The sequence below is a fragment of the Pseudoalteromonas sp. SG44-8 genome (assembly GCF_014164125.1).
In the GTDB taxonomy this organism is placed as follows: Bacteria; Pseudomonadota; Gammaproteobacteria; order Enterobacterales; family Alteromonadaceae; genus Pseudoalteromonas; species Pseudoalteromonas rhizosphaerae.
In genome coordinates this window covers 1-22,689 of sequence record NZ_JACJEQ010000031.1, presented here as the reverse complement: position 1 = coordinate 22,689, position 22,689 = coordinate 1, and the positions used below count along the sequence as shown (strand labels likewise).

Annotated in this window: 22 protein-coding genes and 3 tRNA genes; 17 read left to right on the top strand and 8 right to left on the bottom strand. The window is 40.9% G+C overall.

Going from position 1 to position 22,689, the window contains the following annotated elements; all coding sequences use genetic code 11:
- Nucleotides 1-14 precede the first annotated feature (14 nt).
- Entirely contained in the window at nucleotides 15-1,550 is a 1,536-nt protein-coding gene (thiE, locus tag H5163_RS17880) for a thiamine phosphate synthase (RefSeq protein WP_182735671.1), read from the top strand.
- Entirely contained in the window at nucleotides 1,543-2,316 is a 774-nt protein-coding gene (locus H5163_RS17875; protein ID WP_182732512.1) for a HesA/MoeB/ThiF family protein, read from the top strand. The genes thiE and H5163_RS17875 overlap by 8 nt, the downstream gene beginning before the upstream one ends.
- Nucleotides 2,317-2,416: 100 nt before the next feature.
- Here H5163_RS17875 and asd read toward each other — a convergent pair whose 3' ends face one another.
- The gene (asd, locus tag H5163_RS17870) at nucleotides 2,417-3,283 is read right to left on the bottom strand and encodes an archaetidylserine decarboxylase (RefSeq protein ID WP_182735670.1); all 867 of its coding nucleotides are present in this window, start codon (nucleotides 3,281-3,283) and stop codon (nucleotides 2,417-2,419) included.
- A gap of 18 nt (nucleotides 3,284-3,301) precedes the next feature.
- A complete protein-coding gene (gene rsgA, locus H5163_RS17865; protein WP_145234644.1) occupies nucleotides 3,302-4,360 on the bottom strand; it encodes a small ribosomal subunit biogenesis GTPase RsgA in 1,059 nt (352 codons plus the stop codon).
- 121 nt (nucleotides 4,361-4,481) lie between these two features.
- On the opposite strand from rsgA, the gene orn reads away from it, so the two are divergent.
- From orn to H5163_RS17845, 4 genes are all read left to right on the top strand, one after another.
- Nucleotides 4,482-5,027, top strand: coding sequence for an oligoribonuclease (gene orn, locus H5163_RS17860; protein WP_145234646.1), 546 nt, complete (start codon nucleotides 4,482-4,484; stop codon nucleotides 5,025-5,027).
- 169 nt (nucleotides 5,028-5,196) lie between these two features.
- Nucleotides 5,197-5,272: transfer RNA gene (locus H5163_RS17855), tRNA-Gly, on the top strand.
- A 239-nt stretch (nucleotides 5,273-5,511) separates the two neighbouring features.
- Nucleotides 5,512-5,587 (top strand) — tRNA-Gly (locus H5163_RS17850).
- 46 nt (nucleotides 5,588-5,633) lie between these two features.
- A tRNA-Gly gene (locus H5163_RS17845) sits at nucleotides 5,634-5,709 on the top strand.
- 179 nt (nucleotides 5,710-5,888) lie between these two features.
- Here the strand turns inward: H5163_RS17845 and H5163_RS17840 are convergent.
- From H5163_RS17840 to H5163_RS17830, 3 genes are all read right to left on the bottom strand, one after another.
- The gene (locus tag H5163_RS17840; protein WP_182735669.1) at nucleotides 5,889-6,314 is read right to left on the bottom strand and encodes a secondary thiamine-phosphate synthase enzyme YjbQ; all 426 of its coding nucleotides are present in this window, start codon (nucleotides 6,312-6,314) and stop codon (nucleotides 5,889-5,891) included.
- On the bottom strand, nucleotides 6,311-6,778 hold the full coding sequence (locus tag H5163_RS17835) for a chemotaxis protein CheX (RefSeq protein ID WP_145234652.1): 468 nt from the start codon (nucleotides 6,776-6,778) through the stop codon (nucleotides 6,311-6,313). Before H5163_RS17835 ends, H5163_RS17840 begins: the two co-directional genes overlap by 4 nt.
- A gap of 80 nt (nucleotides 6,779-6,858) precedes the next feature.
- Nucleotides 6,859-7,293 carry a transcriptional repressor gene (locus H5163_RS17830; protein WP_145234655.1) on the bottom strand — a complete coding sequence of 145 codons (435 nt, stop codon included), beginning with the start codon at nucleotides 7,291-7,293 and terminating at the stop codon, nucleotides 6,859-6,861.
- 93 nt (nucleotides 7,294-7,386) lie between these two features.
- Between H5163_RS17830 and H5163_RS17825 the strand changes: the two genes are divergently transcribed.
- The 9 genes from H5163_RS17825 to H5163_RS17785 all read left to right on the top strand — a co-directional run bounded on the left by H5163_RS17825 (nucleotide 7,387) and on the right by H5163_RS17785 (nucleotide 13,555).
- Nucleotides 7,387-8,007, top strand: a complete 621-nt coding sequence (locus tag H5163_RS17825) for a MarC family protein (protein ID WP_145234657.1) — start codon at nucleotides 7,387-7,389, stop codon at nucleotides 8,005-8,007.
- Nucleotides 8,008-8,111: 104 nt separating this feature from the next.
- A complete protein-coding gene (locus H5163_RS17820; protein ID WP_145234659.1) occupies nucleotides 8,112-8,582 on the top strand; it encodes an outer membrane lipoprotein-sorting protein in 471 nt (156 codons plus the stop codon).
- Between the two features lie 175 nt (nucleotides 8,583-8,757).
- Nucleotides 8,758-9,717: a tRNA dihydrouridine(20/20a) synthase DusA gene (gene dusA, locus H5163_RS17815; RefSeq protein ID WP_220493312.1), complete on the top strand. Its 960-nt coding sequence runs from the start codon at nucleotides 8,758-8,760 to the stop codon at nucleotides 9,715-9,717.
- Nucleotides 9,718-9,952: 235 nt separating this feature from the next.
- Complete coding sequence (locus tag H5163_RS17810) at nucleotides 9,953-10,624, top strand: PspA/IM30 family protein (RefSeq protein ID WP_182735668.1); 672 nt, start codon at nucleotides 9,953-9,955, stop codon at nucleotides 10,622-10,624.
- Nucleotides 10,625-10,635: 11 nt separating this feature from the next.
- A complete protein-coding gene (locus tag H5163_RS17805) occupies nucleotides 10,636-10,842 on the top strand; it encodes a PspC domain-containing protein (protein ID WP_145234665.1) in 207 nt (68 codons plus the stop codon).
- A 9-nt stretch (nucleotides 10,843-10,851) separates the two neighbouring features.
- Nucleotides 10,852-11,175 carry a hypothetical protein gene (locus tag H5163_RS17800; RefSeq protein WP_145234667.1) on the top strand — a complete coding sequence of 108 codons (324 nt, stop codon included), beginning with the start codon at nucleotides 10,852-10,854 and terminating at the stop codon, nucleotides 11,173-11,175.
- Nucleotides 11,176-11,276: 101 nt separating this feature from the next.
- The gene (locus tag H5163_RS17795; RefSeq protein ID WP_145234669.1) at nucleotides 11,277-11,795 is read left to right on the top strand and encodes a copper chaperone PCu(A)C; all 519 of its coding nucleotides are present in this window, start codon (nucleotides 11,277-11,279) and stop codon (nucleotides 11,793-11,795) included.
- Between the two features lie 8 nt (nucleotides 11,796-11,803).
- Nucleotides 11,804-12,790 (top strand): DUF2333 family protein, encoded by a 987-nt coding sequence (locus H5163_RS17790; RefSeq protein WP_145234671.1) that lies wholly within the window; start codon nucleotides 11,804-11,806, stop codon nucleotides 12,788-12,790.
- Between the two features lie 3 nt (nucleotides 12,791-12,793).
- Complete coding sequence (locus H5163_RS17785) at nucleotides 12,794-13,555, top strand: TIGR04219 family outer membrane beta-barrel protein (protein ID WP_145234674.1); 762 nt, start codon at nucleotides 12,794-12,796, stop codon at nucleotides 13,553-13,555.
- 24 nt (nucleotides 13,556-13,579) lie between these two features.
- On the opposite strand, the gene H5163_RS17780 is transcribed toward H5163_RS17785, so the two are convergent.
- Nucleotides 13,580-14,467 (bottom strand): TIGR03899 family protein, encoded by an 888-nt coding sequence (locus tag H5163_RS17780; RefSeq protein ID WP_145234676.1) that lies wholly within the window; start codon nucleotides 14,465-14,467, stop codon nucleotides 13,580-13,582.
- On the bottom strand, nucleotides 14,436-14,966 hold the full coding sequence (locus H5163_RS17775; protein ID WP_182735667.1) for an SRPBCC family protein: 531 nt from the start codon (nucleotides 14,964-14,966) through the stop codon (nucleotides 14,436-14,438). Before H5163_RS17775 ends, H5163_RS17780 begins: the two co-directional genes overlap by 32 nt.
- Nucleotides 14,967-15,206: 240 nt before the next feature.
- Here H5163_RS17775 and H5163_RS17770 point away from each other — a divergent pair, with 240 nt between their 5' ends.
- Entirely contained in the window at nucleotides 15,207-17,402 is a 2,196-nt protein-coding gene (locus tag H5163_RS17770) for an EAL domain-containing protein (protein ID WP_182732595.1), read from the top strand.
- Between the two features lie 94 nt (nucleotides 17,403-17,496).
- Nucleotides 17,497-19,671: a YgiQ family radical SAM protein gene (locus H5163_RS17765; RefSeq protein WP_145234682.1), complete on the top strand. Its 2,175-nt coding sequence runs from the start codon at nucleotides 17,497-17,499 to the stop codon at nucleotides 19,669-19,671.
- 55 nt (nucleotides 19,672-19,726) lie between these two features.
- Here H5163_RS17765 and H5163_RS17760 read toward each other — a convergent pair whose 3' ends face one another.
- Nucleotides 19,727-22,501, bottom strand: a complete 2,775-nt coding sequence (locus H5163_RS17760) for a prolyl oligopeptidase family serine peptidase (RefSeq protein WP_182735666.1) — start codon at nucleotides 22,499-22,501, stop codon at nucleotides 19,727-19,729.
- Nucleotides 22,502-22,689: the final 188 nt, after the last annotated feature.

Sequence of the window (22,689 nt, the reverse complement as noted above, 5' to 3'; positions counted from 1 at the left end):
GGAAATACGTAACTATGAATCATGTTGTTTGGACAATTGCTGGCTCTGACTCTGGTGGTGGTGCAGGTATTCAGGCGGATATTAAAGCGATGCAAAGTTTTGGCGTCCATGGTTGTACAGCGATCACCGCATTGACTGCGCAAAACAGCCTAGGCGTTGAAGCACTTAACCCGATTTCAACCGATGTTATTGAGTCGCAATTACTCGCCCTTGAAAGCGACATGAAAGCCCGTGTTATTAAAATTGGTATGCTTGCCAATGTGCAGCAAATTCAATTGATCAGTGAGCATCTAAAACATTATAAAGCCACTTGGCCGGTTGCGCCTTTGGTTGTATATGATCCGGTGGCCATTGCTAGCAGTGGTGACTTACTGACAGAAGAAGATACCGTTAGCGCAATTAAAGAATGCTTATTGCCGCTGGTGGATGTGATCACTCCGAATACCCATGAAACGCAGTTGCTCACTGGGATATATTTAATTGGTCCCAGTGCGGTGATCGAGGCTGCGGCTAAGCTGCAAAGCTGGGGCGCAAAAGCGGTGCTGATCAAAGGTGGCCATTGGGATTATCCAAGCGGATATTGCATTGATTACTGCAGTGATGCCAGCTCTTATGGCAGTAATGAATATTGGCTTGGTAACGAAAAAATTCAAACGCCGCACAGCCATGGTACCGGTTGTAGTATGGCGTCAGTGATTGCAGCGTGTTTAGCGAAAGGTTACCCGCTTAAAGATGCCTTTATTTTAGCCAAAGCCTATATAAATCAAGGCTTAAAAGCTGCGGTTCGTTATGGTGAAGGAATTGGCCCTGTGGCACAAACGAGCTTTCCCGATAATCTTGATGATTACCCACAAGTCATTGAAGCGGGCAGTTGGCTGGGTGATGAGCTGGATTTTGAACAACCAAACGAATTTACTATGGCGGCAGGTTTTACTGAGTGTGAAAACAAACAGCTTGGTTTATATGCGGTGGTTGATAGTCTCGATTGGTTAGAAAAGTGCTTAGCGCAAGGCGTTAAAACTGTACAACTTAGAATGAAAAACGCCAGCGCAGAAGAGCTTGAACACGCTATTGCTGCGGCGGTCACACTTGGTAAAAAGTACGATGGCAATGTGTATATCAACGATCATTGGCAGCTGGCGATCAAACATGGCGCCTATGGTGTGCATTTAGGTCAAGAAGATTTACTTGAGGCTAATCTGGTGGCCATTAAAGAGTCGGGCATGCGTTTGGGGATTTCGACCCATGGTTTTTATGAAATGCTGCGCGCTCATAATTACCGCCCGAGTTATATGGCGTTTGGCGCTATTTACCCAACCACGACCAAAGATATGACAGGGCAAATTCAAGGGCTTGAAAAGTTAAAGCATTTTGTGCCGTTAATGAGTGATTACCCAACGGTAGCTATTGGTGGCATTGATTTATCACGAGCGGGCGAGGTTGCTGCAACCGGTGTTGGCAGTGTAGCTGTTGTTAGGGCTATTAGTGAAGCAAGTGACTATCAACAGGCGATTGCCGATTTACAAATGGCTATTAATAGCAATGAGTGAGGCAATAAAAGGATCTTTATCTGACAAAGAGCAGTTACGTTACAGTCGGCATTTAATGCTTAAAGAAGTCGGCTTTGAAGGGCAGTTAAAGCTCAAAGCCGCTCACGTTGTGGTAATTGGAGCGGGGGGGTTAGGCAGCCCCGCATTACTGTATTTAGCTGCGGCTGGCATTGGCGAATTAAGCTTGTTAGATGATGATAAGGTTGAGCTTTCAAATTTACAGCGCCAAGTGCTCTATAAAGTAAATCATTTAGGGCAAGATAAGGTCAGCGCTGCGGGCAAAGTATTAAGCAGCTTAAATAATCAAATCAAGATCAACACCGTAAGTGCAAAATTAACCACTGAAAATGCTGAGCAAGTTTTTACTGGCGCAACCTTAGTACTTGATTGCAGCGATAACTTCAGCACTCGCTATGTAGTAAACCAGCAATGCTTGGCACTGGGTATTCCACTGGTGTCGGGGGCGGCAATAGCGAGTGAAGGGCAGCTGATGTGTTTTGATTTTCGCCAGCCACAGAGCCCTTGTTACGGGTGTATATTTGGAGCACAACCGCAACAGCAGGCGCTTAATTGCAGTAACGCGGGCGTGCTTAGTCCGTTGTTAGGTGTTATTGGCTCGATGCAAGCACTGTTGGCAGTTAATATCTTGCTGGGCCATCATCAAGGCAGTCAGTTTATTCGTTTTGATGGGCTAAGTTTAGCGCAGCAGCAGTTTAAATTAACTAAAGCGCCCGAATGTACTGAGTGTGCAGGGGAAAGAGCTTAAATAAAAAACGCGGCATGACTGCATTAGTCGGTCCGCGTTTTTAATTAAAATGAGTTATAACTTAATTATTAATTAGGTATTAATCATCAATCATCAATCATCAATCATCAACTTTAGCAAACGGTGTGCCCATGCGAGTAACTGTGCCTGGTTTTTGATCATCAAAGATATCTGCTTTACTAGCACCCCAGGCTAAAATAACCGTGGAGCCTAATTTAAAGCGACCCATCTCTTCACCCTTTTTCAAGGTAATTGCATTTTCACTTGAGGTTTTGTAGTTCCAGCTAAATACATCTTTACCTGCTGGTGGTGTAACTGTACCGGCCCAAATAGTTTCGATACTGGCAACAATTGTTGCACCCACTAATACCATAGCAAGCGGGCCAATTTCAGTCTCAAAAATGGCTACTACGCGTTCGTTACGAGCGAATAGGTTAGGTACATTTTGCGCGGTAAGTGGGTTTACTGAAAATAAATCACCGGGGACGTAAATCATTTTACTCAAGGTGCCATCAATCGGCATATGAATACGATGATAATCTTTTGGCGCTAAGTAAATCGTTGCAAAGTCGCCGCCTAAAAATGGCGCTGTATCTTGCTCTGAGCCGCCAAGTAAAGCTTGTAAGCTATAGTTGTGATTTTTAGCTTGAATAAGCTGGCCTTCAACAATTGGGCCTAATTGACTGATGGCACCATCTACAGGGTGAGTAATGATGTCATCTTCAGTGGTTAATGGCCGAACGCCTTCTTTTAAAGGACGAGTAAAAAACTCATTAAACGTTTTATAGTGAGATGGGTCGCTATATTGCGCTTCATTCATATCAATTTTATATTGTTTAATAAACAATTTAATTAAAGTAGTTGTTAGTGCACCTGCTTTAGCTGCAGCTAACTTGCCTACCATACGGGATACAAAATGTTTTGGCATTGCGTACTGCATTGCGATTTTGAATTTGTCTAAACTCACAAGTTTTTTCCTAAAAAATTATACGCGTGGAGCACGAGCACCCGCTCGGCCATCGGCCATTGTTTCTAAAATTCTATGGTAGCTATCAAAACGTAGCTGTGAAATATCACCATCATCGATTGCTTGGCGAATTATACAGCCTGGATCATTTAAATGTTTACAGTCTCTAAAGCGGCAACCGCCAATAAACTTGCGAAACTCTTTAAAGCACCAAGTAACACGCTCTACATCTAAGTGCCACAAGCCAAATTCACGAATACCAGGGGAATCAATTAAGTTACCGCCTGAAGGTAAGTGATGAAGTCGTGACACAGTTGTTGTGTGTTGGCCAAGGCCACTATTTTCAGAGACCTCTTTGGTCAGTATTTCGGCATCAGGTAAAACAGTGTTAACTAAAGTTGATTTCCCCACACCACTTTGACCAACAAAAATACTATTTTTATCAATTAAGGTTTCTTTGAGTGCATCAATACCGTAACCGGTTTTATTACTTACTAGTAATACTTGATAATCAAGTGACCTATAAATATCCAAAATTTTGTTGATGTTAGCAAGCCCAGGCTCATCAATTAAATCTATTTTATTGAGCACTAAAATAGGCTCAATGCCCATATCTTCGCAGGCAATTAAATAGCGGTCGATAATACTGGGGGTAAACTCTGGTAGTACCGCAGAGACCATCAAAATCTGGTCAATGTTGGCGGCTATGACTTTTACACCGTCGTAAAAATCAGGGCGAGTAAGTTGCGAGCGCCGTTCATGCATCGCTTCTATAACGCCAGCTAAATCACCTTCGCTGACTTTTGCGCGGCGAAATTGCACTTCGTCTCCGCAAACAATACCTTTAACGGTACGGCGAATATTGCAGCGCAAAACATCTCCGTTATCAGTTTCAATATCGGCATGTTGACCAAACCGACTGATCACCACGGCATTTTCAGGCGCACCTAAATTGTCAGTTTGCCATTGCTCAACCTTGTTAGTGGTTGGCGCAGAATCTGCATTAGACAAGCGTTTTTGGTGATTGGCCTTAATCCTACGGGATTGACCTTTACTTAATTTCTTCTGTTTTGCCACTTTTGGCCCATAACTTAGTTAAATGTCGTGCTTTTTGAAAAAAAAGCTTTAGGTCGACTGATGATACTAATATGATATATCTAAATGCGTTAGATCTAAAGGAAAGCACCGCAAGGTAATTATGTCTTTTCATAAATCAAATCTGATTTGGCTCGACCTCGAAATGACAGGTCTTGAACCAAGTACAGACAAAATACTCGAAATCGCCACGGTTGTCACCGACAGTGCGTTAAACATCTTGGCTGAAGGGCCAACTATTGCTATTCATCAAAGTGATGAATTGCTTGATGGTATGGATGAATGGTGTACTAAGCAACATGGTCAGTCAGGGTTAACTGCACGCTGTAAAGCGAGCACATTCACAGAGCAAGATGCTGTTGAACAAACTTTGGCATTTTTAAAGCAGTGGGTTCCTGCAGGCGCTTCGCCTATGTGTGGTAATTCAATAGGCCAAGATAGACGCTTTATGAATAAATATATGCGTGAACTGGAAGATTACTTCCACTATCGTAATTTAGACGTAAGCACTATCAAAGAACTAGCAAGACGCTGGAAACCAGAAGTTTTAGCACAAGTGCACAAAAAAGGTTCACACCTTGCTCTTGATGATATCAAAGATTCCATCATGGAATTAAAAGTCTACCAAGAAAAATTCTTTAATTTGTAAAAAACACTTGCAAACACATCGGATTATTGTAGAATCCTGCCCCGCTTAAGACGATAACCCCCGCGGGGTTAGTGTGCTTGAGCAATTTGAATGCGGCACTAGTTCAGTTGCCGGAACGTTCACCGCGACCTGTCGCGGACCAACGGAAAAATTACTGACTATTTTGAATGCGGCACTAGCTCAGTTGGTAGAGCGCGACCTTGCCAAGGTCGAGGTCACGAGTTCGAGCCTCGTGTGCCGCTCCAATTTCTCACCAAAGAAATTGCAGCAAGTTTCAAATTAAAAGCTATAAACTTTTTTAGAACCTATAACCTAAAAATTATAATGCGGCACTAGCTCAGTTGCCAGAACGTTTTACCGCGACTTGTCGCGCACCAACGGACAAATTACTGACTATTTTGAAATGCGGCACTAGCTCAGTTGCCAGAACGTTTTACCGCGACTTGTCGCGCACCAACGGACAAATTACTGACTATTTTGAAATGCGGCACTAGCTCAGTTGGTAGAGCGCGACCTTGCCAAGGTCGAGGTCACGAGTTCGAGCCTCGTGTGCCGCTCCAATTTCTAACCAAAGAAATTGGAGTAAGTTTAAAGTGAAAATATTATGCGGTACTAGCTCAGTTGGTAGAGCGCGACCTTGCCAAGGTCGAGGTCACGAGTTCGAGCCTCGTGTACCGCTCCAATCTCTTTAAGCAATCTAAAATAAAATATGCCAAGGTCGAACTAAGTCATAAGCAGTTCGAGCCTCGTGTACCGCTCCAATCTTTTCAAAATGAATACCCACCCAAGTTTGATTGACAAGCAGTTATTGCTTAAAGCACATATCCAATTTATTTAGTATTTCAATTTAAATAGTTTTATTTAAACTTGCCCTTGCAGCGTTGCAATAATACGTCTTGCGCCGCCATGATCACGATGTTCGCCTAAATAGATCCCTTGCCATGTACCAAGCTGTAAACGTCCTTGGCTAATTGGAATCGTTAGCTCGCAGCCTAAGGTACTCGTTTTTATATGCGCAGGCATATCATCAGCACCTTCGTAATCATGACGATAATAAGGTTGGCGCTCGGGAACAAATTTATTGAAGTGACTTTCCATATCCATACGTACTGTCGGATCAGCATTTTCATTAATCGTTAAGCTGGCTGAGGTATGCTGTATAAAAAGGTGTAATAAGCCAATTTGGTAATCGGAAATCTCAGGGAGTTGGCTGAGTATTTCGCTATCAATAATATGAAAGCCTCGAGAGCGAGGCTTTAAAAGTAGTTGTTTTTGCAACCAGCTCATATTTTATCGAAACTAACTTCAATATTGGCATTACCGGCATCAGAGGTAAATGGGATCAATATTTTTGCCCCTTCACTTTTATGAGTTATGGTATGACCTTTACCAGACACAACGATTGGTGTAGCCATATTAAAGTCATAGCCTTTTTCACCAAGTAGATTTTTTGCCCCACCAGTGACCATATTGGTAATTTCACCAACCATATCGGTTACTTCTTCATTGATCGAATCAGGGCGTTCACCTAGCATTCTTTCCATAATAGTCAGGGCAAGGCTCTCATCAAAAGTGATCGAAAATGAACCTTTAGTTTGCGGTCCTACCATGCCAATTAATCCCGAAACGTCGCCACAGGCAACTTCATCTTTTTTTATTTTCGGCTTACCCGGTTTTAGTTCGGTTTGCGCCATTGTGCTGAGCACATTTAATAAAGATGATAAAAAAGGATTGATGAACTCTACATTCATTATTGTTTATCCCTCGAATTTAGCAGTTTAACTGCGGTTATACGTTAAAGTGTAGTGAGTTATTTTAGCTCTGCACTTAATTATTCTTTACAATTTCCACATCTACCATGGGCTTCAATAGTTTGCCCCGATACGACGAAACCACTCTCAGCAGCAAGACTATTAAGTTCATGCGAAATCACGCTAGAGTGTAGCTCTTTGACAAAACCACAACTATCGCATATCAACAGTTGTACAGGGTGGATATGATCAAAATGATGACACAACATAAATGCGTTAGTACTTTCAATTTTGTGAATAAAACCTAATTCAGCTAAAAAGTCTAAGGCACGGTAAATTGTGGCTGGTTTTGCTCCTGATTCAGTGAGTTTTAGTTGCTCTAATAAATCATAAGCGCCCACTCCGCCTTGCGCACTTGCTAATAGGCGAAATACTTTTTCACGAATTGGAGTGAATCGCGCACCGCGATTGTCACACACTTGTTTGGCTTTACTAACGAGTGATTCTATTTTCATCTTCTCTTATCCTTACGCTACCGTGATATACTAACATACTGTATTGTAGTTGCAGCGTTTTTATTAGACAGTTTTATTCTAGGAAGGCCAACAATGAATGAATTATTAGCGGTATTTATTTTCTTTTTTGCGGTTATTGATCCAATCGGTACTGTGCCTGTTTTTATAGCCTTAACACGCGGTGATAGTGACAAATTCAAACGTAAAGTCGCGTTGAAAGCTGTTCTGGTGTCTGCTGGGGTACTATTGTTTTTTGTTGTCGCTGGGGAGCTGCTTTTAAATGCTATCAATATCCCCTTGTCAGCGTTTCAAATCGCAGGTGGTATCGTGTTATTGCTGTTCGCTTTGTCTATGATCTTTGGTGAAAGTAAACCAGAAATGGAAATTAAAAGTGTACGTGATAGCACTGAAACGGCCATTTTCCCTTTAGCTATTCCATCAATCGCCAGTCCAGGTGCGATGCTTGGCGCTGTTTTGATGACTCGTAACACTGAATACACGTGGGTTGAGCAGTTAATTACTTCATCAATGATGTTAGCTGTTCTTGTTGTGGTACTTGTGCTGTTACTGTTGGCAACCCATGTTCACAAATTAATTGGTGACAGCGGTGCGAGTATCATCAGCCGGATCATGGGTTTGATCCTTTCATCAGTTGCCGTGACAAATATACTCGACGGGATAGCCCACTATTTTGGCTTACAAGTATTTACATAAAGGCTGTGTATTGCTGTTAAATAGCTATTGTCATATAAAATTTTGAATTGTTGCTTAGAATTATCTAGATTAAATATAACGTAATAAAATTTAAGGAATGAAAAATGTTATTAAAAAAGATTATTTTATGCGGTTTTCTTGTTTTGGGATTAACGGCCTGCGTTGAACCGCCTCAAAGCGAAATGAAGGTTATTCAAGTTACTGACTATGATTTTAGCCATAATGACAATCATGCTGTTACCGTATATTTCGGTCATACGGGAGGAGATCATTACACCGTTACTTTATTACGAGACGAAATTAAAGAGGGAGTGTTTATTGAATCTTCCGCTAAAAATGCGCCTAATTTAGTGTTTGATGCCAGTTGGGCTGGTGAATATTATGTGCAGTCAGCTAAGCATGATACTCATTCATCTTTAAAAATACTTGAGCTAAATAGCGAAGCTAAAGTTGCTAAATTTGAAGTCGCAGCACGTTTGGTTAACCCCAAGCAAAAAAATGATTATATAAGCTTAGAAAAAACCACCATTACAGTGCAAGGCCAGCAATTTGATAATCTAACAAAATCGTTTTAAGTATGTTATCAAAAGCGCAGTGTACATTTTTGTAGCTGCGTTAAACAACTCAATCTCTGCTACCGACAAACAACAACTTGCTTACGATTGAAGCTCGGCTTTGATTTGTGTAAAATATAGTGCCTTCCAATGAGGGAATAACCCTTATACTTATATATCATCTGAGGATTTTACTTTGAATAGACGTTTTTCTGTGGCACCCATGCTTGATTGGACAGACCGCCATTGCCGTACTTTTCATCGTAAAATGACCAAGCATGCGGTGCTTTACACCGAAATGGTAACAACCGGTGCAATTTTATTTGGGCGTGGTGATTATCTACACTTTAATACACATGAAAACCCCGTTGCTTTGCAATTAGGTGGCTCTGATCCTGAAGCTTTGGCAAAGTGTGCAAAACTGGCTGCTGAACGTGGTTATGATGAAGTAAACCTAAATGTTGGTTGCCCTTCGGATCGAGTGCAAAATGGCCGCTTTGGTGCGTGTTTAATGGGCGAGCCGCAGCTTGTTGCTGATTGTATTGCAGCAATGAAGGCGGAGGTTACTATTCCTGTTACGGTGAAAACACGCATTGGTATTGATGAGCAGGATTCATATGAGTTTTTATGTGCGCTGATCGAAGCGAGTCATAAGGTTGGCTGTGATGACTTTATTATTCACGCCCGTAAAGCATGGCTAAAGGGATTAAGTCCGAAAGAAAACCGTGAAGTTCCACCACTTGATTATCCGCGTGTTTATCAACTGAAAAAAGATTACCCACAGCTTGATTTAAGCTTAAATGGTGGGGTTAATACCATCGCTGATAGTCTTGCTCATTTAGCGCATCTTGATGGCGTTATGATCGGTCGTGAAGCGTATAGTAATCCATTTATATTAAGTGAAGTGGACGAGAAAATTTACGGTGATACTGCGTGTACATTATCCCGTCATGACGTGGTGCGTTCAATGTATGGTTATATTGAAGATGAAATGCGCCAAGGCGCTAACTTTTGGCATATAGCTCGCCATATGTTGGGTATTTTCCAAGGCCAACCAGGGGCGCGAGGATTTAGACGTCATTTATCTGAAAACGGCCATGGTAAGCAAGCCGATTTATCAGTGATGGATAAAGCATTAAGTTTTGTGCCTGAATAGCTGAAATTTTAATCTTGAAAGCCACTTTTTAGTGGCTTTTTTTGATCCTAAAATTTAGTCAAAATATCACTTTTTTAGTTAATTTAACGTATTTTAATTCAGCTAAACGTCACTTTTAAATTGATGTTATCTTTCTATCCTATTGTTATTTATTGTTTTAGTTGTTTTTCTAACGACATGGCATAAGTCTTGGAATCTCCTTGGTGTAATCACCCATAATCAACAGGAGAAAATCATGGGCCTAATGAATCGTGTTAATGATCTAATTCAATCAAACTTGGTCGCTGTGCTTGATAAGGCAGAGGATCCAGCAAAACTACTTAATTTACTTATTATCGAGATGCAACAAGCTCTGAATGAGTGCCGTACTACTGCTGCAGCGATTTTGTGTGAAGAAAAAGCATTGAAACGCCAGCAAAGCGATAAGTTAACATCCATAGCACAATGGCAAGAAAAAGCCGAAATAGCCGTCAGTAAAGGCCGAGATGATTTAGCTACAGCCGCATTAAAAGAAAAGCAGCGTGTAGCCGCTGATATGGCAGCTGTTGAACCTGAGCTCGTTAAATTAACCGATTCAATGGCCAAGTTAGCTGACGATGCACAGCGTTTACAAGACAAACTTAGTGCTGCCAAAGCAAAGCGGCAGAGCTTAACTCAGGTGCATAGTGTTTTAAATGCACGAGTACGAGTTAATCAACAGTTACATAGCGATAAAGTGGCACATGCACTGTCGCGTTTTGATGTGATTGAGCGCCGAGTTGAGTCAATTGAATCACAAGTGGAAGCATACGAAATGGCTGCAGCTAATCAATCAGACACGGCAATGCAAATTGATGCGCTTGTTAAAGACGAAGCCTTGGATAAAGAGCTTGCAGCACTTAAAGCTAAAGTAAAACAGTCGGCTTAGGAGTTATAAAAATGAATACATTTAATAACAATACTCAATGGAGTAAAGATCCATTAAATAAAAAAATATCGGGAGTATGTAGTGGCTTAGCGCGTCGGTTTGACTTTCCGATTTGGGCAACTCGATTAGCAACTATTGTACTGTTTATTCAGTTCCCACTATTTATAGGTGCGGGTTATTTAATTGCACATTGTTGTTTAGACAACAAGGTTTATTAGGAGAGCGCCATGAAAATTATTGCACTGTGTCTGCTAGCAGCATTGTTTATCGCTTCTAGTCCATTTGAGATAATGCAGTTTGACTCATGGCAGCTCCCTTTGTGGATTGCTGACTTGAGTTGGGTTGGCATTGAATTATTTGGTGCATTAGTCGCTGTGGTGGTCGTTATTGCCATTATTGCGCTGGTTAGTGTTGGTTTGATTGGCGCAGGTCTAATAATAGGAGTCGGCGTGATGCTGGCTTTGTTGTTTGGTTCTGTGATGATCGCATGGCCGCTACTGCTGATTGTTTTTCTGTGTTGGTTAGTCGCGGATAATAAAAAGGTCGCATAGCTTGCCACACAGAGGTTACCTTAAATGCTAATTTAGCTGACTATTTTTTCGCAAATATGCTAAATTTAGCACTTAAAGTGATTATTATAACAAGGATCGAAATGACTCTTAAGCCATTACTAACTATCTTCACAGCGGCTTTTTTAGCTGTAGGCCTATACTCTCCAGTGCTATTTGCCCATGCAGAGCATCAACATGATACAGCAAGTGATATTGTAGTTAGCAATGCCCAAGTAAGGATTTTTTTACCTGGCAGTCAATCTAGTGTTGGTTATTTAACGCTTGTTAATCATGGTGATGCAGCAGTGACATTAACTAAGGCTAGCCTTGAGAGCTTAGGACGAGTTGAAGTACATGAACATCAGCATGTTAATGGTATGATGAAAATGCAAAAAGTAGATGCGTTAGAGATCAAAGCACATCAACAGCTAGATTTTAAACCAGGCAGTTATCATTTAATGGTTTTTGAACCAAAAGAGCCGTTAAAAATAGGGCAAGAGCTCAAACTCACGCTATATTTTAGCAATGGAGATCGTGTATTTACTCAAGCTACCGTGGTTTCATTAGAAAGCCAAGTTGAGCAAGTATCACAATCTGAACAGCACCATACACATCACTAGGAGATTAAATGTCACAACATAAAGGGAAAATTATAGCAGGGCTAATATTAGTTTTTATTTTATTTTATGCCGTATCTGTGTATTGGAGTGTTGAGCCAAGCCGCGTAAATGTGATCACGCAAGCTAAACAGGATGCGCAGCAGCGTGGCGAAAAACTAGTAACAGGTTACACAACAACTACGGCTTTGATTAATGTTGCCAGCACATTATTGAATAAACCTGGTGGCTATTTATCAAATGATGTAATACCTCCGAGTATTCTTATGGATAATATGCCTGCTTGGGAATATGGCGCATTAGAAATGACGCGCGATTTGGCGCTATCAATGCGTAAAGACTTTAGCCGTTCTCAGTCGCAATCGACCGAACATGAAGCTCTAAAAAAAGCCCAGCCCCAATTTAATATTAGTTCAGAAGCATGGGCGTGGCCAAGTGCCGAGAGTGAATACCAAAAAGGCATTGATTTATTAATTGTGTATCGTACTCAAATCGCTGACCAAAACAGCCGTGACAGTCAGTTTTATGCGCGGGCAGATAACCTACGAGGCTGGTTAAAAGAAGCCGAAAAACGCCTTGGTAGTTTAAGTCAGCGGTTAAGTGCCAGTGTTGGTCAAGATCGGTTAAATACTGATTTAGCCGGTGACAAAGAAGCACATCAAGCGACTTATGCACCATTACAAAATCAGATAAAAACCTCTTGGTGGGAAATAGATGACGTGTTTTATGAGTCACGCGGTGCAACTTGGGCTTTATTACATTTTTTGCAAGCGGTAGAATATGACTTTGCTGATGTATTAGAGAAAAAGAATGCACGTGTGAGCTTACAACAAATTATACGTGAGCTTGAAGCAACCCAAGAGACTGTTTGGAGTCCGGTGATTTTAAATGGTAATGGTTTTGGTTTTGTTGCTAATCATTCATTAGTAATGGCAAATTATATTTCACGAGCCAATGCGGCTCTTATTGAACTTAGCGAACTTTTAGCGCAAGGATAACACATGAAAAAGTACTGTTTAGCCGCTGCCCTTTCGATGGCATTTTTGGCTCCAGCGGCTCACGCTGACACCCTTTTAGGTTTATATGTTGGTGTTGATGGCTGGCAATCTGATAATTCAGGTAGCTTTTCAGATAGCGGTAATATGCAAGACTTTAATTTTGAAGATGAAACCTTCATCAGCTACTACGCAGCGCTTGAGCATCCAATTCCATTAGTGCCAAATATAAAGTTAAAGTATACCGAGCTTGAGTTAAATGGCTCAACCTTGCTTAATGAGACGTTTGAGTTTGGTGGTACTTCATTTACAACCAATACCACAGCAACTACGATCAGCGACTTATCACACGTTGATTATATTTTATACTATGAGATATTTGATAATGACTTATTATCTATCGATTTAGGTGTAAATGCTAAGCAGTTTGATGGCGATATTGTTGTTACTGGTACAGCAAATGGTAAAGCAACAACAGAAACTGTGGATTTTTCAGGTTTTGTGCCATTAGTTTATGGTCGTGCTGAAGTAGGCTTACCGTTAACGGGTTTAAGTGTTTTCTTTGAAGGTAGCTTACTTGCTATCGATGATAGTAAAGTACAAGACTACCAAGCGGGTATTGCATGGGCTTTACTTGACAACTTAGCGGTAGATTTAGATATCAAAGCGGGTTACCGTCAAATGACGCTAGAGCTTGATGATATTGATAATCTATATACTAATATTGATGCATCAGGTCCATTTGCAGGCATACAAATTCACTTCTAATTTGTTTGCTTTGGCGTGGTACCGTTATTTAATTGCGTGCCACGCTACTTCAAACTCTTCCTCAAGTGCACTGCTTAACAATTGCTTATAAGCCTTATTAACTGGCGTGTTAATCAATTTTCTAAGTTCATCACCCGTTTGCGTAAATTTATAGTAACTGAGCACTAAATCGTTATTTTTTGGTTTGAGTACGACCCGTTGGGTTAAAAATGTCAGATTCATTTCTTGGCCAGCCTTAAGCGCTGCAGATTCAATTTCTTTACGGTAGATTAGGCCAATATCCATCAAAGTTAATACATCAGGAAAACTGATCCCAGCTTTACCTAAGTTAAACGATACTTTATTGCCTTTGCGTAGCAAATCAAATAGCGAAGGTTTTTTATAAAAGCCTAATAAAATTAAATGGCTATTATCTTTTTCATTATAGCCACAAATTGCGGTACATTTTTGTAGTGCATCCGCTTCGCGCTGGGTCATCTGCTTAAGTGTTTGTAAGCTTTTAATTGAAAATGTTCCCGGTGATACAGTTTCTCCCGCTAAAATTTTTGCCCACAGTTTTTGCATTGATTCGTTTGAAGTATCTTCACATAGTGCAATAAAGCGTTCGACCCAATCACTGTCAGGTTGCCCTTTACTAGTTACGTCGGGGCAAAAATCCATAGCCATAGCCATAATCGCTTCAATATTTTGTTGTTGTTTGATAAGTAGTAATTGTTGGCGATGTTGGGCTCTATTGAGCGTTGAGTTATCACTATTGACTTGATAGGGCAGTTTACTTTGCCCTTGTGGACCATAACTATCATCACTGGCACTGGTAAGGCGAGTCGAACTGGTTTTACTCATCGAGTAACCTAGTTTAATTTCAATTATATGAGCAAGGTTAATTTTTGCTTGGGCTGTTTGAATCGTCATCGATCTTCTCGCTGTGTGTTGCTGTTTGCAGCTGCGCAGTAGTTTTTAAATTATTAAGTCCAAGTTTCACCGTATTTGCCAAAATATATTGGCTAAATAGCGCCAAATAGCCACCTAGAATCGAAGTAGTAACTTCGCCATCTAGTGAGCATGTTACTTGACTTCCATTAGCTAGAGGTGAAAAAGAGATCACACCTTTAATAATATGTTCTTCATTAAAGAGAATATTAAAATTGATTTTAGTGCTGCTTATATTGGTAATCGTCATTTCACCTACTCCCCAGCTACTTTGCCAAAACTGATGAGCACCCACGCCAGAACTAGGCTCTCCAATAGTGAAAACAATACTTGGATCTACTTTTTGCCAAGGTGACCAGCTAGTCCACTTGGTAAAATCACTAAGCAACGGGGTGATATCTGTTTGCGGAGCATGAATTTTAATGCTCTTTTGGACTTGGTATTGTTGTGGTAATAGCAGTCCAATTACCAGTAAAATCAAAGTAATCAGAAAAATAAATTTAGTAATTCTGGGTAAAATATTAATGGCTGTTCCTTAAATTATAAATTCTACTATCGCACAGCAAGGTGCTGAATATCGACTATAATCTGTAAACCAATATTCATTAATCATCGACATTAATACTGTATCATAAGTTAAATAGTGATAACTTATTAGTCAATAATGAATTGTCTTAATATTAAATGATGGCGCGCAATATTTGAATTTAAAGGATTTGGAATGACGTCAGAACACAATGATTTTTTGTTTTTCAACCATGAAGACGAGCCTCATGAAGAAGTTGCGCCCAAAGATTACTGGGATGTTCTGATTGTTGATGATGATCCTGAAATTCACACTGTAACAGAACTAGCACTCTCAGGCGTTGAGTTTTGGGGAAGAACACTGCGTTTTCATCATGCTTATTCTGGCGCTGAAGCAGTTGAAGTGTTAGCTAATACTAATAATGTGTCGGTATTACTGTTAGATGTAGTCATGGAATCCGATGATGCAGGCTTAAAAGTAGTTAAAGAGGTACGCGATACGCTGAAAAACCATAACGTACGAATTATCTTACGAACGGGTCAGCCCGGATATGCGCCTGAAGAGCGAGTGATCCGAGAATATGATATCAATGATTATAAAACTAAAACCGAACTTACCCGCAGTAAGCTAGTTACCTCGTTAGTTACAGCTATTCGCTCATACGAACAAGTTTGCCAACTTGAATATCAAAGCAAAGCGTTAAATAATATTCTGTTAGCCTCAAAGGCTATTTTAGGTTTTACCGACATTAAAGCATTTACTATGGCGGTGATTAAGCAGCTCTCGGTAATTTTAGATTGTGCGCCAAGGGGGGTTGTGTGTGGCAGTCTGGATGATAGCTATCAGGTTCAAGTGTTGGGTGGTTGTGCTGAGTTTAGTGCTTTTATTGGCCAAGGTGTAGAACAACTTGATGATGGGCGGATTATTTTGCAAGTGCAAAATTGTTTTGAGTTTGGCGAACATCAGCACACTGAGCACGACACTACGTTTTTATTGAAAAGTAAAAATCGTCAGGCTGCTATTTACTTAGAGTACGTTAGCCAACCAAGCTTAACACAATTGCAATTTGCTGAAATTTTCTTAACAAACGTCAGTGTAGGCTTAGATAACGTCAGACTTTTTAATAAACTCAGAGATGCAGCCTACAAAGATGTGTTAACAGGTCTTGCCAATAGAACTGATTTTATTGAACAAATTGAAAAGTATCATCGGTTAAATAGTAACGAGTATATATTTATTCTAATTGATGTCGCACATTTCTCAGACATCAACAATGGCCTGGGTCAAGAGGTGGGTAATCACTTGCTTACTTCAATCGTTGAACGGCTCAAGCAAGAATACCCAAACGCTAAATTACTGTCACGGATTGGTGCAGATGTATTTGGTTTTTTAATTGAGCGCGATGGATTTGATTTAAACGAATTAAGTGAAAATTTAAGTTTGCCGTTTGCAGCAGCAGAGCATTTGTTACCGGTTAATTTTAAAATTGGTTTGTGCGAGCAACAGGACTTTCAAACCACAGGTATTGAAACACTTAAGCTTGCGTATATCGCACTCAATCACGCTAAAAAAGGTAATCAGGGGAATGCTGTTTGTTACACTCCCGATATGGAAGAGCAAATGGCTTGGCGATTAGGGATTATTCGCCAGCTTCGCCAAGACTTTGAAAATAATAAATTGGAAGTCTGGTATCAACCGCAATTGGCGTTTAGTGATTTGTCATTAAAAGGCTGCGAAGCATTACTACGTTGGCCGTCGGGACAAGGTAACTATATTTCCCCCGCGGTTTTTGTGCCACTTGCTGAAGATGCAGGGCTAATTGTTGAGATTGGTCAATGGGTATTGGATCAGGCTTGTCAGCAGCAAAAACGTCTTGAGGCTCAAGGTGTTGAAATTTGTATTGCGGTCAATGTGTCGGTACCGCAATTTAAGGTTAAAGGCTACGCACAACAAGTCAAAGATACTTTGCGAAAATATCAGGTCAACCCAAAAAATATTGAATTAGAAGTTACCGAAAGTGTGGTGATGGATGATCTCTCGATGGTGATTGAAACACTGCAAGATCTAAAAGAGTTTGGTATTGAAGTGGCGATAGATGATTTTGGCACTGGTTTTTCATCACTGAGTTATTTGCAAAAGTTACCGTTGGATAGGTTGAAAATAGATCGTGCATTTGTCAAAGACTTACCCGAAAAAGACAGCGGCGCAATTGCCAAGCTGGTTATAGCTCTTGGCGCGCAGCTCGGATTAAAAACGATTGCAGAAGGTGTTGAAACACAAGCACAAGCTGATTTTCTTAAGCAATTGGGTTGTGATGAAGTGCAAGGTTTTATGTACGCTAAACCGATGCCTGAAGTTGAGCTTATTCAATATATTGAAAGTAAAAAATAATATTATGTTTGATGCCAGTGTAAATAGCTAATATCGCTTGGTGATTAATTCGGGTATACTTTGCGACCTTTTTTAAAGCAATTGGTTACTTTATATGAGCGCACTTAAAGCCAAGCGAGCGTTATTCTCATACCCTAAATATTGGGCTGAGTGTTACGGCACAGCACCATTTTTACCAACTACACGCGAAGAGATGGATGCCCTTGGCTGGGATAGCTGCGATATCATCATTATCAGTGGTGATGCTTATGTAGATCACCCCAGCTTTGGTATGGCGGTAATTGGTCGCGTACTTGAAGCACAAGGTTTTAGAGTCGGTATTATCGCTCAGCCAGAATGGGATTCGAAAGATGCCTTTATGGCACTTGGTAAGCCTAACTTATTTTTTGGTGTGACTGCCGGTAACATGGACTCGATGATCAACCGCTATACGGCTGAAAAGCGTATGCGCCATGATGATGCCTACACGCCCGGTAATGTGGGTGGCAAGCGTCCTGATCGTGCGGTGATGATTTACTCACAACGATGCCGCGAAGCCTACAAAGGTGTGCCAATTGTAATAGGTGGTATCGAAGCCAGCTTACGTCGAATTGCCCATTATGATTACTGGCAAGAAAAAGTTCGCCGTAGTATTTTATTTGATGCCAAAGCCGATATTCTTATTTACGGTAATGCTGAGCGACCATTAATAGAAGTTGCTCATCGTATTGCCGCCGGCGAAACGATGGATACCATTCAAGATATCCGTGGTACGGCGGTTATTCGTAAAGAGCCATTACCGGGCTGGCGTGGTAGTGATTCTACCGCGATTGATAAAATTGGTAAAATTGACCCAATTCCAAACCCATATGGTGCGGATGATGTGGGTTGTAGCAAAAGCGAATTTAAAAAAGCGGGTATTGATTTACAAGCTGAAGCGGCAAAACCAATTACCATTCAGCCAGCGCGTCCTAAACCTTGGGAAAAAACCTACGTTAAGCTACCTGCGTTTGAGCAAGTGAGTGTTAATAAACCACTGTACGCTCATGCATCACGTATTTTACATCAAGAAACGAACCCAGGTTGTGCTCGAGCGTTATTCCAACGCCATGGCGATCGCTCTATTTGGGTTAACCCACCTGCGTATCCGCTTGAAACACATGAAATGGATGCGGTGTTTGGATTGCCTTATCAGCGAGTTCCGCATCCAAGTTATGGTACTGCAAAAATCCCCGCTTACGACATGATCAAAACCTCAGTTAATATTATGCGAGGTTGTTTTGGTGGCTGTAGTTTCTGTTCAATTACTGAGCATGAAGGACGGATAATTCAAAGTCGTTCACAAGAATCGATTATTGAAGAAATCGAACAAATTCGTGACAAAGTACCAGGGTTTACTGGGGTTATTTCGGACCTTGGTGGGCCAACTGCAAACATGTATAAACTGCGTTGTAAGAGCAAAAAAGCTGAGAGTACCTGCCGACGTTTATCGTGTGTATATCCTGATATTTGTAAGCATATGGATACCGACCATACACCGACTATCGAGTTGTATAAAAAGGCTCGTGAAGTTAAGGGTATTAAAAAAATCCTGATAGCCTCTGGTGTTCGCTACGATTTAGCTGTGCAAGACCCTCGTTACGTCAAAGAACTCGTAACCCATCATGTTGGTGGTTATTTAAAAATTGCGCCTGAGCATACCGAAGACGGGCCATTATCTAAGATGATGAAACCAGGCATGGGCGCATATGATCAGTTTAAAGAGCTTTTTGATAAATATTCAAAAGAAGCAGGGAAAAAGCAGTACCTGATCCCTTATTTTATTTCTGCGCATCCTGGCACTAAAGACGAAGACATGGTGAACATGGCGTTGTGGTTAAAGTCGAATGATTTTAAACTAGATCAAGTGCAAAATTTTTATCCGTCACCAATGGCTAATGCCACCACTATTTATCACACTGGGATGAACTCGCTGCGTAATATTAAAAATAATACTGAGCAAGTACCGGTACCAAAAGGCGCGCGTCAACGTCGTTTACATAAAGCGATATTGCGTTATCACGATCCAGCAGGTTGGCCGATGATCCGTGAAGCACTGCGTAGTATGGGCAAAGCCAAGTTGATTGGTAAAGGTCCAAACTGCTTAGTGCCAGAAGAAACCCGTGACGAAAAATCGCTTAAAGCAGGTAAAGGCGGGCGTCCAGCGCTTAGCCGCCACACCGGCTTTAGCCAGTTTAAAAAAGCCAATACCAAACCTAAGGTTGGCGGTAATCGTCAGCGGGCTAGGTAGTTTTAGGTAAATAAAAAACGCCCAGCATTTGCTGGGCGTTTTAGTTTATGGCTGCTTATTCTTCAATGAAAGCTTCGCCTCCGGTCATCCACTTAGCGGCAGGCTTGCCTTTTAAGTAGTGATCAAAGTACTGCATCATCCGAATTGAAAAATCCACTTGGTTAGGGAATTTCTTTAAGTGGTGTGGTTCACCTTCATACTGCAAAAACGTCGCATCTTTGCCTGCACGGCGCAGCGCTAAATAATACTGTACGCCTTCGTGCCATGGTACAGCATCATCTTTATCACCAAACATAATTAAGATTGGTGTATTTACTTTATCAGCGAAGAATACCGGTGAGTTTTCGATGTAAAGCTCTGGCGCTTCAAACAAGGTTTTACCTATACGGCTTTGCCCAGTTTCATATTGGAACTGACGCGCTAATCCTGATTTTAAGCGAATACCGCTGTAAGCGCTGGTCATGTTTGACACTGGCGCACCCGATACTACCGCTTTGAACATATCAGTTTGGGTGATCATAAAGGCACTTTGATAGCCAGCCCATGAATGCCCTTGTAAGCCAATTTTATCAGGGTCAGCGATACCTAAATCAATCAGCTTTTGGGTGGCGTTGATCATGGTTTGCGTTGATGATTTACCTGGGTGACCAATTTCAAAGCGAATATCAGGTAAGAAAATTGCGTAACCGTTCGAAGTAAACATTGGGAAGTTAGGGCGATGGTTTAATTCCATTTTAGGGAAATCAAACATGCGTTGACTCATATAACGGTAAAAATACACCACCACTGGCACTTTATCGCCCTTTTTATAGCCCGCAGGCTTTATTAATACGCCTTGCAAGTCTTCGCCATCAAAGCCTTTATAGTTAATTAGCTCCGGTTTTTGCCCCCACGCAAAGTCGTTAACTTGTGGGTTTAAGTTAGTAACGCGTTGTGGATTTTTAAAGCTAAAATCAGTTTGATAAAAATCAGGGAACTGCTGATAAGTTTGCTCAGTGAATAGGTATTTAGCGGCATTTTTAGCTTTTTTTACCACGTCAAAACGTTTTTTACCGCTTAATACTTTGCTGATCGAGTTATCAGCAAGATTGAGTTTTGTGATTTCAGTTTGCTTTTGCTGTAAGTTTGTAGCGCTAAGTAGTAAAGTTTCATCTTGTTTAAAGCCAACTTGGTCTTTATCAAGTTTGATGACTCGATATTGCGTGTTGTTTTCTTTGCCTTGTGTAAGGCGTGTGGCTTTGAGGGTTTTAACGTCAAATGCCCAGATATCGTATTTGCTATATACCAGCACTTGGCTGCTATCAGCTAACCAACCGGCAAAACCATAACCCGGTTGAGTTGAAGGGTAATCGTGCTGATCATCGGCGAACGTTGCTTTAATCGCTGTTGTTAAGGTACTGACTTTATTGTTACCTAAGTCTTTAAGCTGTACTTGGCTATTTTCAAAGTAAGCTGCAAATTGTCCACTGGGTGATAGGCTGGGTCTAAACGGATAATCACTGATAATTGCTTTACGCTCACCATTTTGCACATTGACTGCATAGTAGTCAGCAAAAAAACCGCCATACATAATACGTTTGAGATAAGGTAAATTTGAAGAACCAAGTAACGCAGTGCGATTGTTGGTATTGATTGCCAAATCTGGCATGTCAGTGTTACTTAGTTGCGCAACTTGTTTGCCATTAAGATGGTAAACGGCTTGATAATGGCGGTTTTTATTGATTTCTTTCCATTGTTGCTCTTCGCGGGGTTTAATTTCGGCATCGTTATTATGCCAAACGTGGAGGCCTTTTTGGTCGCGTATCGTATCGTAATCAAATAACGAGGCTTGATCTGTGTATTTCTTTTCTTTAATTTTTGCCGCTAACTTAGGATGATTCTCAAAGTACAAGCGTTCACCGTCTTCAGACCAGCTCAATTTTGCTGTTTTACCAATAGTCCAATCTTTTTCAGGAGCAGCAATATTTGTAAGCTGTTCGTTTTGCCACAGTTTTAGCTGATGATCGCGACGGCGCATATCGTCATTCACATAATTACCCAGTGTAAATGCGGCAATATTCTTAGTTGGATGCCAAGCTATTTTATTTGCCACCACGCCTGGTTCATCAATTAATACACTCGTATCAAATGTTTGGTTTAATGTAATTAATGCTACTTGGTTATCGTTACCGTCAGGATAGCTTTGGCTGATAAGTAGCTCGCTGCCAGATGAATTAATAGCGTAACTAAATACGTTATGAATAGTATGAGTTGTTTTGTCTTTTAAATTTACAACAATGAGCTCAAATGCTTTGTCTTTCTTATCTGGTTTGATTTCACTGGTTTTAGCGGTATTTTTTGTGTCATCAATATCTTTACTATCAGCGTCTTTATCTGCTTTTTCATCAAAGCGATAAGCTAACCAGTGACCATCATCAGAGAGCTGGTAATCTTTTACGTTCTCAAAAACTTGTTGTTCCCCCGTTATTGTATTAACGAGTACTAGATTGTTTTTTAAGGTGTCTTTCTTTTTTGTGGTTTCTTTTTCAAGCAAAGTAGGGACTTGGGTGAATGCTACCCAGTTAGCTGCTTTGTTGATCTGAGGTTTAGTGCCGCGCTCAATTTCTGCAAGTAATTTATTATTGTTTAAGGTATAGACTTGGCCTGTTGCATCGCCACGATATGGGGTTGCACTAAAGCTCAGTACTTCACCATTTTCAGATAATTGCGTTGTTTTAGCTGCTTTGAAATCGAATACATCTTTAAATTGTAGCGGCTCTTTTGCGGATGCCGTGGCACTACCAAGGCTTGCAACCAGTGCTACGCTGAGTAGGGAAAGTTGTGCTTTCATTGTTACTTCTCGTTTTGTTTCATCTGCATCATCATAACGAGTTTGTTCAACAATTCGAGTAGAAACGATAAGCGGTCGAAAATAAAGGTTGAAAGTAACATTTATAAAAAAACCTTGTAGGAAAACCGACAAGGTTGATAATTTTAGGAGCTAGGAGCTAGGAGCTAGGAGCTAGGAGCTAGGAGCTA